The following is an 11,893-nucleotide window of genomic DNA, read 5'->3' on the forward strand; positions in this document are numbered from 1 at the left end:
GGGGCCGGTGGAGCGGAGTGAGGAGGCGAATGCGACCGGGGGACGGGAGCGGTGAGCCGAGGAGCGAGCGTAGGTGGCGCCGTTTCTGGCCGGAGGCCCCTCGTACGGGGCCCGGCGCAGCGGAGTGAGAAGACGAACGCGACCAGGAAAAAACACGTCCTCGCAGGCCGGAGGCCCCGCCCGTGCGCCGTCCGGCCGGTCGCCGTGGCGAGGCGTGCGAGCGGTTCGCGCGGTCAGGAGCCGCAGTTGGTCTCGTGGACGGTGATCGACCGGTCGCTGATCGCGCCGGTCCAGTCCACGCAGATGCCGGCCGCCTGCAGGTAGACCGGCCCGGCGTACTGGGCGAAGCTGCCGGAGTCCCACACGGCCGTCGAGTCGTCGCCGGCGTGCCGCAGCCCGACGTCCATGTACACCGGGCCGCCCGAGCCGGACCGGATGGTGACGGCGCAGTTGCGGCCGTCGTCGTTGTTGTACAGCAGGTAGACGGTACCGGCGCCGTTCGGCAGCGCCTGGGAGTTGACGGTGCCGAATCCGGCGCCGCACAGTTCCTCGGGGCTCGCGCCCTGCGCGGCGCTCGCCGACGACAGCAGGGTCGCGGCGGTCAGGGCGGTGACCACGCCCGCCGCCGTCGTCCATCTCGGTCTGACGGTTCGCACGGTGACTCCTTCGCGGGTGAGGCCGGTCGGCGGCCCCGACGGCGCGTGCCGCCGGGACTCCGCGGTTCGGTGGAGCGGCCGGATCATGGCGCCCGCCAGAACAGGGGGCGCGGGTCCAGCCACCAGGTGAGGCGGCGCAGGCGGCGCTGCCCGGCGCGCAGTTCCGCCAGGTAGCCGCGGGTGTCGGCCACGATCCGTTCGGCGGCGCCGGCGGTGAGCCAGCCGGTCGCCGCGAAGCCGACGATGTTGACCGCGTAGGCGAGTTCGGGCAGCCGCCGTCCGGGCTCGCCGGTCGCCAGCAGCCCGTTCGCCAGGGCGACCGTTTCGGCGGCCGTGCCGGAGGCCGGGAGCGCGGCACCGGCCAGCCGCAATCCATCGCGCAGCTCGTGCCACGCCCCGAGCACCCGGTCGCCGGGATCCGGCGCGGCGAGACGGCGGCGCGTCCGCAGCCACCGCAGGACCGGCACGCCGACCAGCGCGAGCACGGCCAGCCCGAGCACCGCACCGGCCGCCACCACGACGATCACGCCCCAGCGCGTTCCGGCCGGTTCCCGGTGCCCGGACGCCGCCGGGTCGTCCTCCTCGGGTGGCGTGGGAGAGTTCTCCGGCTCCGGCGCCTCCGACTCGGCGATCGACCCGGTCTCCGGCGCGGCGGAACCGCCCGCGTCCTCGCCGCCGGGCGTCACGTCGAACGGCACCCAGCCGAAACCGGACAGGTACACCTCGCCCCACGCGACCGCGTCGCCGGTGCGGACCTGGAACTCGCCGTCGCCGGCCGGTGCGCCCGGGCCGAACCCCACGACGACGCGGCTCGGCAGGCCGGCCGCCCGCGCGATCACGGCGAAGGCGCTCGCGAACTGCTCCGACGTCCCGCCGCCGCCGTCCTCGCCGGGGGCGACCAGCAGGTTGGCCAGGTTGGCGTAGCCGTGCCCGCCGGGCACCTCGGGGTCGAAGGTGTAGGTCTCCCGCAGGTAGCGGGCGATCGCCTCGGCCCGGGCGTGCGGCGGGCCGCTCGCCGCGATCTCCGCCACGATCTCGGTGACCAGGGGCGGCGCCCCGGCCGGCAGCTCCCGGTACCGGTCCAGGGCGGCGTCCGCGGGAACCCGGGCGTCCGCCATCTCCGCGGCGCGCCAGTGCCCGACATCGCCGGTCACCGTGTAGCGGCGTCCCTCCGCGGGACCGTCCAGCGCCGCCACGGTCCCCGAGACGGCGTCGAAGCCGATTCCGGCTGCGTCGATCCTGCGCGGCGCGCCCGGCACCGGCAGCCAGTCGCCGGGCAGCTCGCCCACGGCCACCTCGACGCGCGCCTCCGTGGCGTGCGGCGGGGCGGGCTCCGGCGCGGGCAGCGCGGTTCCGGCCGATCGGTACCCGGCCTCGGGCAGCCAGGTCGTTCCGGTGAACTCGCCGAGCGCCACCCAGCGCAGCTCGGCGGGTTCACCGGCGCGGACGGTGAGCAGCGGCCGGTCGGGCTCGGCCGCCCACTCGGACAGGTAGCCGAGCGGGTTCAGCGCGGGCGCCGGCGGGGTGGGCGGCGAGACGGCCGAACGCGGGTCGTACGGCCGCGCCTCCCAGCCGGAGACGGCGGCGGGCCCGGCCACCGTGGTGACCAGCACCGCCAGCAGCGCCAGTCCGGCCGCGCCGACGGCCCGAAGCCGCAGCGGTCCGCGGGGCACCGCCGTGCCACCGTCGGCGTCCGTGAGACCGACCCGCAGGGCGGCGCCGCCCGGCGCGCCCTGCGCGGCCCGCGCGTCGGCCCCGGACACCGCGAACAGGCCCGCCGCGGCCGCGGCCAGCAGCCCCACCGCCAGGTATCCCGGCGGCGCCACCGGCCCGTTCAGCACCACCGCGCCGACCAGGAGCAGCACCGGGGGGACCAGTGCCGCTCCGCCGCGCCGCCGGTGCCACAGGTGGGCCGCGGCGGCACCGGCCAGCCAGGTGGCGAGCATCGGCAGCGTGAGCGTGTCGACGTTCACCGGCGTGGGGGCCGCGCTGGTCAGGATGTGCGCCCCGGAGTGCACCAGCGCCGACGCGACCTGCTCCGGGGGGAACCCGGCCAGCGGGGGCCGCCAAGCGGCCACCGCCACCACGCCGCCGAGCGCGATGGGCGACCCGCCCAGCAGCGCCGCGACGGCCGCCGTCCGCGCCGAGAGCAGCAGCGTCACCGCGACGCTCACCACCGCCGCCGCGCCGAGCACGATCCGCACGGCACCCGGTTCCGCATAGGACGGCGCGAGCGCGACCCCGCCCGCGACGGTGGCGAGAACCAGGCACACCGCCCCGAACACCGCTCGCACGTCGCGACGCGGCGGACCGGGCGCCGTCCCACCGTCCGCCCCGGGACGCGCGGCGGCGGTCGAGGGACTCGGCCGTTCGACGGTCACCGCGCCCATGGCCCACCTCTCCCTCGCGCCAGGCCGTTCATCGAACCCGACCGCCGCCCGGACCGGACGATCGGCGGATTCCGGCGCGCGGCCGAGTCCCGCTCTCGGCCGGTCGAAGCGGAGATTCGCGCCGCGGGCGGAACATGACGGGACCGGCCGTTCTCCGGGAATCCCGGGGGCCACGGCCGTGAGTAGCGGATTCCAGGGCCGGTGGACGCGTGATCCGCCCCGGGGTGCATGGCGCGGCACCGGCCGCCCGCGCGGGTACCCGGAGAATTCGGCCGGCGAGCGGCGGGTGAACCCGCGAGGCTTCGTGCGGGCGAGCGGTTCCGGCGCGCTCGTGCGTCGGCGTGGGAGCCGGAGCCACATGCCCCGTCCGCGCACGGGACTCGAAGCGGCGCGTGATCCGGGTGGAGCCCTCGGGCCGCCTGTTGCGCCCGCAGTGCCGGTCCGCGAGGCCTGGTGCGGGCGGGGCACGCGGCGCGGCCCTGGGCGTCTGCCGCTGCCGCAGGCGGAACGGGACGGGGCGAGCCGTCCGCCGTGGACCTCGGGAGCCGAGCGCGCGACCGGTAGGTCCCGGGACCGGCGGACGCGCGGTCCGCCATCCTGTGCCGCATGACGAGGCACCGGCCGTCCGCGCGGGTTCTCGGAGAATCCGGCCGCCGATCGTCGGGTGAGCCTGTGGCGTGCTTTCCGGGCCAGGCCGTCTGACGCGATCGCGCATCGGTGGGGGTGCCAGCGTAAGGAGGCCACCCCTTGTACGGGACGTGATCCGCGACGTGCCCCGGGTGGAGCCGCCGGCCGGACCGCGGTACCCGGTGTGCCGGATCGGGAGGTCCGGCGGGGGCGGGTCCCGGACGCGTGGCGGAGCCCCGCGCGCCTGCCGGCCCGCGGACCCGCGGGTTCGCGGTGCCGACCGCCGAGGATCCCTGGGCGCCGGGCCATTGACCGGCGGGCGAGCCCACGCCCACGCGTGTTCCCGGCCCGACGGAGGTCGGCTCCGCCGCCAGCGCGGAAGAAGCCCCTGCCGCGGGCCGCCGCACACCCGCAAGCCCCGGGGCCGGTCGGCCCACGCGAACCAGGGCGGGAACCGGCATCGCCCTGCTGGAAAGCGAGGGCCACCGCTGAACCGCACCGCGGCCTTCCGGCACCGGCGACGCGATGCCCCGCGCCGCCGGCCCCCGTCCGTCGGCCAGTGCCCGCGCCGGTGGATTCGCCCGTGGCACGGCCTCGGCGATCTGCGTGGGCGGCGTGTCGTCGTATCCGCCGACCGCCGGGGCTTGCACTCGGCCGGGTCGCGGGCCGGTTCCGGCGGCCGTGCGGGCGCCCCACCCCTTCAGCGCGCCCATGGCGCCTCGTTCCACCGCCGGACGAAGTCGGCCGGATCTCGCGCGGGCAGGACCGTCACGCCCGAGGGCGCCACCCGGCCGGAGGCGGGACCGAGCAGCACGGCGACCAGCCCGGGGCAGCAGTCGCGCAGCTCCGCGAACACCCGCAGGTCGTCGTCGGAGAGCCCGGCGCTCACCAGCACCACCGTGTCACCGGCCCGGCGGGTGCGCAGCGCCCGGCACGTGCGGGCGAGGTCGGCCTCCGGCGTCGGCTCGGCCTCGGCCAGCAGGTCGAGCAGACGGTGCACCCCGGCCGCGCCGTCGCGGGCCGCGCCGCTCACCAGGCGCAGGTCGCACCGCAGGCCCGAGCGCAGTGCCGTCACCGCGACGGACGCCGCCGCCTCGGCCACCGCGTCCAGCCCGTCACGGCCGTCGGCCGCGCCCCGGTCGTCCACGAGCAGCGCGATCCGCGCGTGGGAGGTGTCGATGTACTCGCGGACCACCAGCCGGCCCTGCCGCGCCGAGCTGCGCCAGTGCACGTGCCGCAGGTCGTCGCCCAGCACGTAGTCGCGCAGCGCGTGGAACGTGAGGTTCCCGCTCTTGGCACCGTCCAGCACACCGTCCGGGTCGGGCACCCGGCCGACCGGGAGCGAACGCAGCGGTGTCCAGCGGGGGTGCACCCACACCCGGTCCGTCCCGCCGTACCGGCGGGTGGCCGCCGCGAGCCCGAACGGGTCGGAACGCCGGGCCTGGACCGGTCCCAGTTCGAGGACCCCGCGCCGCCCGGCCGCCAGCCGGTAACGGACGCTTCCGGCCGCCCCCGCGTCCGGCAGATCGATCATTCGCTCCTCCCCGAGACCGGCGACGCGCTCGGCCAGCCGCGGAAACCGGCGGCGGCCGTCGGCGCTCAGCGTCACGTCCACCGCGACCGAACCGCCCGGCGCGACGCGCGACGCCGCCGGCCGCCGGTGCACCGCGATCCGCCCCGGCGGCCGGGCCAGCGCCACGGCGAGGGCCACCACGAGCAGGGCGGCGGCGCCCAGCACGGCCAGCTCGCGGTAGTCCCAGACCACACCGAGCGTCAGCAGCGCCGCGCCGCACGCGGCGACCGCCCACCCCCGAGCCGTCGGCATCAGCGCCGCCCCGCCGTCGCCCGTGCGCCCCCGCCGGACACTCAGGCCACCGTCCGCACCGGCTGCGGCGCCGGCGTGTCGTCGAGGACCTCCGCCAGCAGCGTCGCGGCGTCCCGGCCGCCCACCGCCGCCTCGGAGGTGAGGACGAGCCGGTGCGCCCACACCGGGACGGCCAGCCGCTTGACGTCCTCGGGAACCACGAACGGGCGCCCGTCGGCGAGCGCGGCCGTCCGCGCCGCGCCGGTCAGCGCCAGCGTCGCGCGGGTGGACAGGCCCACCCGCAGCTCGGAGTGGGACCGGGTGGCCTGCGCCAGACGCAGCACGTACTCGAAGATGGCGTCGTGGATGTGCACCCGCCGGGCGGCGGCGGCCAGCCGGGCGATGCCGGCGGTGTCCGTCACGGGCTCCAGGTCGTCCGGCGAGGCGAGCCGTTCGCCGCGCAGCACCGCGAGCTCGGCATCGGAGTCCAGATAACCGAGGGAGAGCCGCACGAGGAACCGGTCGAGCTGCGCCTCGGGCAGCCGGTAGGTGCCGTCCATCTCGACCGGGTTCTGCGTCGCCACGACGAGGAACGGCTCCGGCACCGGGTGCCGCACACCGTCGACCGTGACGTGCCGCTCCTCCATGACCTCCAGCAGCGCGGCCTGGGTCTTGGGGGAGGCGCGGTTGATCTCGTCGGCGATCACGACGGCGGCGAAGACCGGCCCGGGGTGGAACTCGAACGTGTGCTCCGCCTGGTTGAAGACGGTGACCCCGGTGACGTCCGACGGCAGCAGGTCCGGAGTGAACTGGATGCGGCGCCAGTCCGCGCCGACGCACGCGGCGATCGCGCGGGCCAGCGTCGTCTTGCCGACCCCGGGCACGTCCTCCAGCAGGATGTGGCCGTCCGAGAGCAGCGCCGTGAGCGCCAGCCGCACGACGTCGGCCTTGCCGAGCACCGTCCGCCGCACGGCGGCCGCGATGCGTTCGACGTCGGCGGCGTACGCGGTCACCTCCTCGGTGGTGAGGGGCGGCGCGGCGGCGTGGCCGCCGGGGGCCGTGTTGGCGACGGCGTCGGACGCGGTGGTCACTGACGGTCCTTTCTCTGTGCGGATGTGCGGGCGACGGGGCGGGGATGCGGCACCGGGCGGCTCAGCCGAAGTCCCGGACACAGGAGGCGGGACTCGTGGTCCCCTCCTCGGCGACGGTCCCGTCGGAACCGACCGCCTGCACCGTGAACGAGAAGCACCGTCCGGACGTGCGCTGGAAGGAGTGCGACGTGCCCGGAACGGTCACGGGCTGCAGGCTCCCGCTGCCGTCGCCGCCGGGCGTCACACGGTACTGGGCGGCGCCCTCGACCGCCGACCAGCGGACGGCGATCGTGCCGCCCGAGGTCTGGAACGAGACCTCGGCCGGCGCGCCGAGCGACGCCTCGGGCAGCGTGAGCGGCGCGCTGCTCGCCGGCTCCCCGCTCGCACCGCCCTCACCGCGCGCCACCACGGTGAACACGTAGCTGGAGCCGGGCTCCAGGCCGGTGACCGTCACCGAACCGCCGGTGGACGTGCGGTCGGCGACGTCGGCCGCCGGGTCGGCCCGCGTGGTGACGAGGTAGTCGACGGCGCCGTCCACCGGCGCCCATGTGACGGTGGCCCGTCCGTCGCCGTCGGCCTCGGCGCTCACCCAGTCCGGGGCGGCGGGCGCGTCCCGGGACGGCGTCACCTCGGCCGACTGCGCGGCGGGGCCGGTGCCGTACCGGTTCGTGGCGGTGACGCGGAACCGGTAGGCCGTCCCGTTGGTCAGGCCGGTGATCGTCGTGCCGAGTTCGTCGCCGCCGACGGTGGTCCGGCCGCCCTCCCAGGTGACGACGTAGCGCTGCACCGGGGCGTCCGGCGAGTAGGCGGCGGACCAGGACAGCCGCACCGAGCCGTCGCCCGCCTCGTGCGAGACGGGGGTGGGCGCGCCGGGGGCCTCACCGGAGTCGGGCTCCTCGGGCTCCTCGGGGTCCGGGATCGGGCCGGGCGGGTCGCTCGGCAGCGGCACCTCGATGGGCGGCTGTGACGCGGGCGGATTGGCCGGCGGCCCCGGATCGGTGATGTCGCCGGGCTCGGCAGGGTCGCCACCGGGACCGGGCGGCGGCGCGTACTTGTCGATCACCTGGGCGCGACCGGACGGGTCCACGACGACGGCCGACCGCGAGTCCGGGGCGTTGACGAACAGGTGGCCCTCACGGACCTCGACCTCCAGGTCGCCCTCGGTCTCCGGGACGGTGATGACCTGCTGCTCCACGCCGTCCGGCGCGTAGACGCGGACCACGCCCTCCTCGTCGAACGGCAGGTACACCCGCCCCTCATAAGGCACGGCGGTTCCCGCCGCGGCGAGGTCGACGCTGATGGAGCCCAGCTCCGGATCGCCGCTCGCCATGCCGGTGAGGGTGAGGATCCGCCCGGCCTCGGGCGCGGTCAGCGCGATGAGGTCGCCGGTGGTCCGGTCCGGGACCGAGGCGCCCTCCAGCGGGATCGGCGACGGGATCACCACCGGGTCGCCGGTGCCGGTCACCGCCGCGATCTCGTCGTCAGAGCGGTTCACGGCGAGGGCGCCGTCGTCCAGCGCGGAGACGGCGAGATCGTCGCCGGGGTCGGCCACCGCGACCGTCCGCCCGACCTCCACCTCGCCGTGCGCGGCCGTGAGACCGGCGACCGTGCCCTGGCTGGGGACGCCGAGCCACAGCGCGCCCTCGCCGTCGAACGCGCCGCCCACCAGGGGCGCGGGCATGTGCACGCGTTCCCCCGTGGTCTGCAGGGTGGCGGGGTCGACCGGCTGAACCTCGCCGGTGCGGCGGTCGACGACCACCGCGGTCTCCTCGCCGAGCGCCAGAGCGAAGTCCCCGCCCGCACCGAGGTCGACCCGGCCGGAGAAGCCCATCCGGTTGAGGTCGATCGCCGTCATCCGCCCGGTGTCGAGGTCGTGCAGGATCAGGTACTGGTCGTTCTGGGTCACCTGGACCCGGTCGCCGGTGGCCTCGGGCAGCCGTGAGACCAGATCGACCTGCCCGCTGTGCCCGTTCACCCGGCTGATCTCACCGGTGAGGCTGCTCCACAGCCACACGTTGCCGTCCGACATGGCGTCCGCCCGCCCGAGCGCGCCGGCCCCGAACACCGTGCACACGAGCGCGACCGCCAGCACGACCGCGGTGCCACCGGACGCGCCGGACCCGGACCAGAACCTCCGGACCGCCGTGACGATACGCACTCGCACGGTGCCACGACTCCTGTTCACCTAGGGCCAGCCGCCGTGCGGGGTGGACTGGCGACGGAGTGAAGGTGTCACGCTCCGCGCCGGTCGGCGGCGTCTCCCATGGCCCGATGTCAGCGGCCGATGAATGCCGCGCCGTGGCACGATCGTCACACTCCGTGCGGCGACGCGGGCTTTCGGTCGCGCCCGAGGGGGTGGGGACATCGGGCGGGGGCTGCGTGATCGGCGCGGATGAGAGAACGATGGATCGATCGCAGCAAACCAGAACGTGCCGGGCGAATCAATCCCCTCCGGTCACGAAAACGTCCCGAATACGGGGGGCCCGGATGACGGAGCGGCGGCTTCCGGGTGGCGCCCGGCGGTCAGCGACCGGCCGGCAGATGCCGCAGCTTGTCCGGGTTGCGGATGATGCGGAGTTCGGTGATCCGGCCGTCGGCCACCTCCGCGCAGGCGACGGTGTCCGGGCGGCCCGCAACGGTGAGTAACAGCCCCGGCTCGCCGTTGACGTCGACCGCGTGCAGCCGGGGATCCGCCATCGGCTGGGCCAGTACGGCGGCGAGGAACCGGGCGACCTTGTCCGCGCCGTGCTGGGGGCGCGTGGCGGCCCGCACCTTACCGCCGCCGTCGCTCCAGGCCGTCACGTCCGGGGCGAGCAGCTCCATCATGCGGCTGAGGTCGCCGCCGAGGCAGGCGGCCAGGAACCGGTCGGTGACCTGCCGCCGCACCTCCGCCGGGGTGTCGTACCGCGTCCGGCGGGCCCGGACGTGCGCCCTGGCCCGGTGGCCGACCTGCCGGACGGACGCCTCGCTGCGCTCCAGCATCCCGGCGATCTCCCGGAACGAGAAGCCGAAGACCTCCTTGAGCACGAAGACCGCCCGCTCCAGCGGCGAGAGACTCTCCAGCACGACCAGCAGGGCGAGCGAGACCGACTCGGCCAGCTCCGCCTCCTCCGCGGCGTCGGGCATGGTGACCAGGGGCTCCGGCAGCCAGGGGCCGACGTACCGTTCCCGGGTGACGGCCGCCGAGGAGAGCAGGTTGATCGCGAGATTGGTGATCGTGCGGGCCAGGTAGCCGCCGGGATTGTCCACCGGCGCGGGTGCCTGGCTGCAGCGCAGCCAGGTCTCCTGCACCAGGTCCTCGGCGTCGGCGACGCTGCCGAGCATGCGGTAGGCGATGCCGAACAGCGTGCGCCGGTGCTGCTCGAAGGTCGCCGTGTCGATCACGGTCGCGACGGTACCGCGCAGGCGTTCGAGAAGCCCTGGCCGGTGAGGCCGAAGGCACTGTTGACGCGCGAACGGTAGTTCTCCAGGCCCACCACGGCGGTGAGCTCGACGAAGGCCGCCGCACCGAGTCGCCGCAGCAGCGCGGCGGCGAGCTCGTCGGTGACGCGGGGCTCGGTCTCGGTCATCGCCTCGGCGTACTCCAGGACCAGCAGCTCCAGTTCCGTGAAGGCCGCCCGGTCGGCACGCCACCGCGGAACCATGGCGATCTTCTCCATGGGCAGCCCGAGCTCGTGGGCCTCCCAGTGGCCGAAATCCATGCACCACGAGCAGTTGATCCGGGCCGCCGAGGCCATCACGGCGAGGTGCTTGAGGCCGGGGTCGAGGCCGTTCCACCTGGCGGCGGCGCGCTCCAGCCGGACGTAGGCGAGCAGTACCCGCGCGTTGTGCCCCATGGCCAGGCCGGGGGCGAGCACCTTGCCGTAGCCGCGCCGGGAGTACCAGGCGGCGACGCGGTTCAGCAGGGTGTCCGGTGGGGTGAGCGAGATACGGGCCATGGTGGCTCCTCCATCGTGCCGGACGCCCGGTTCGAGCTTCGCCGGGCGTCCGCGGTGCGTGCTTCCACAGGGATGACAGGCCGGCCCGCCGGAGTGTGACATCGGCCGGTCGCCCGATCCTGATGCGGGGCTCGGCAGTGCCCCGTCCCCCTCATGGGCGACGCGGGCGGGCGGCGTTTAACACGCCGAAGCCCGGCATGTCCATATCCCGCAGCGGCCACATCCGGCACACGAGCGGGGCGACGCGGCGGTGCGATCGTTACCGCGGCCGCCCATACTGCTGCGCGGAGTGAGATCCCCCCACAACTCAGCGTTAGGTGCGGCGAACGTGTCCTCGACGAGCATCCCCCCAGTGCCCGCCCGAAACCGACCCTCCCCCCGGCCCGGCCGTCGTCCGTGGGTGCGCGTCCGCACCACGCTGGCCGGGCTCATGGCCGGTCTCCTCGCCGCGCTGGCGCCCGCGGCCCCGGCGCTGGCCGACGACCGGCACAGCTTCGACCTCGGAGCCATCAGCAACCCGGACTGGATGGCCGGGATCAGCGACGGCACCAGCTTGGCCGCGCTGTCCATCCCCGGCACCCACGACACCATGGCGCGCGACGTCACCGCGATCGCCGAGACCCAGGAGAGCCCGCTCCCCGAACAACTCGACGCGGGGGTACGGGCGCTCGACATCCGGACCCGGCACTTCCAGGACCGGTTCACGATCCACCACGGCGCCGTCTACGTGAACGCGAACTTCACCGACGTCATCCGGCAGACCACCGACTTCCTGCGCGCACACCCGACCGAGACCGTGCTGATGCGCATCAAGCCCGAGCACACCGCCGAGCAGAACACCCGCAGCTACGAGGAGACGCTCGACTGGTACCTGGAGGAGAACCCCGAGACCGCCGGTCTGGCCCGCGACTTCGTGTGGACGCCGCCGAGCGGTGACTACGCCACCCGCGTCCCCGACCTGGGCCAGGTACGCGGCCGCATCGTCATCCTCCAGGACTTCGACGGAGCGGGCCGGGTCTACGGCCCCCGGTGGGCGGGCTCGGGCATGTCCATCCAGGACGACTACGAGGTGCCCACCCTCTTCGACATCGCCGGCAAGTGGGAGAAGGCCCGCACCCACTTCGAGACCACCCGCACCGGTCCGGCCGGCACCCTGCACATCAACTTCCTCAGCGGCGCCGGCGTCGGAGCCTTCCCCATCCATGTGGCATCGGGCGGCTTCGGGTTCCGGGGCACCAACGACCACGCCCTCGCCTATCTCCGCGAGACCGACCTCCCCCGGACGGGCGTCGTGATGGCGGACTACCCGGGCCCGGGCCTGGTCGAGGAGATCCTGGCCGAGAACCCCTAGCCACGGGTGCGGCCTTCGCCTACGTCGCCATCGGGA

At 75.5% G+C, this 11,893-nt stretch carries 8 protein-coding genes; 1 reads left to right on the forward strand and 7 read right to left on the reverse strand.

The genetic code is table 11. The annotated features are described in order from the left end of the window. Positions 1-233 precede the first annotated feature (233 nt). From ACFQRF_RS02655 to ACFQRF_RS02685, 7 genes are all read right to left on the reverse strand, one after another. On the reverse strand, positions 234-656 hold the full coding sequence (locus tag ACFQRF_RS02655) for a spore-associated protein (protein WP_379868473.1): 423 nt from the start codon (positions 654-656) through the stop codon (positions 234-236). Between the two features lie 83 nt (positions 657-739). Further along, a complete protein-coding gene (locus tag ACFQRF_RS02660; protein ID WP_379868475.1) occupies positions 740-3,046 on the reverse strand; it encodes a transglutaminase TgpA family protein in 2,307 nt (768 codons plus the stop codon). 1,327 nt (positions 3,047-4,373) lie between these two features. Beyond that, on the reverse strand, positions 4,374-5,498 hold the full coding sequence (locus ACFQRF_RS02665; protein WP_379868476.1) for a DUF58 domain-containing protein: 1,125 nt from the start codon (positions 5,496-5,498) through the stop codon (positions 4,374-4,376). A 41-nt stretch (positions 5,499-5,539) separates the two neighbouring features. Then, positions 5,540-6,568, reverse strand: a complete 1,029-nt coding sequence (locus ACFQRF_RS02670) for an AAA family ATPase (RefSeq protein ID WP_465262327.1) — start codon at positions 6,566-6,568, stop codon at positions 5,540-5,542. A gap of 61 nt (positions 6,569-6,629) precedes the next feature. Continuing rightward, on the reverse strand, positions 6,630-8,732 hold the full coding sequence (locus ACFQRF_RS02675) for a fibronectin type III domain-containing protein (RefSeq protein ID WP_379868478.1): 2,103 nt from the start codon (positions 8,730-8,732) through the stop codon (positions 6,630-6,632). A gap of 359 nt (positions 8,733-9,091) precedes the next feature. Next, complete coding sequence (locus tag ACFQRF_RS02680; RefSeq protein ID WP_379868480.1) at positions 9,092-9,952, reverse strand: RNA polymerase sigma-70 factor; 861 nt, start codon at positions 9,950-9,952, stop codon at positions 9,092-9,094. Beyond that, on the reverse strand, positions 9,949-10,506 hold the full coding sequence (locus ACFQRF_RS02685; protein WP_379868482.1) for a carboxymuconolactone decarboxylase family protein: 558 nt from the start codon (positions 10,504-10,506) through the stop codon (positions 9,949-9,951). The genes ACFQRF_RS02680 and ACFQRF_RS02685 overlap by 4 nt, the downstream gene beginning before the upstream one ends. 400 nt (positions 10,507-10,906) lie before the next feature. Here ACFQRF_RS02685 and ACFQRF_RS02690 point away from each other — a divergent pair, with 400 nt between their 5' ends. Next, positions 10,907-11,857, forward strand: coding sequence for a phosphatidylinositol-specific phospholipase C (locus ACFQRF_RS02690; protein WP_379868484.1), 951 nt, complete (start codon positions 10,907-10,909; stop codon positions 11,855-11,857). The last annotated feature ends 36 nt before the right edge of the window (positions 11,858-11,893 follow it).

This window comes from Marinactinospora rubrisoli (assembly GCF_042664915.1).
Lineage (GTDB): Bacteria > Actinomycetota > Actinomycetes > Streptosporangiales > Streptosporangiaceae > Marinitenerispora > Marinitenerispora rubrisoli.

Bases quoted from the DNA above. Each gene is read 5' to 3' on its own strand.
- ACFQRF_RS02660 (WP_379868475.1), bottom strand. From the start codon at position 3,046: ATGGGCGCGGTGACCGTCGAACGGCCGAGTCCCTCGACCGCCGCCGCG.
- ACFQRF_RS02665 (WP_379868476.1), bottom strand. From the start codon at position 5,498: ATGCCGACGGCTCGGGGGTGGGCGGTCGCCGCGTGCGGCGCGGCGCTG.
- ACFQRF_RS02685 (WP_379868482.1), bottom strand. From the start codon at position 10,506: ATGGCCCGTATCTCGCTCACCCCACCGGACACCCTGCTGAACCGCGTC.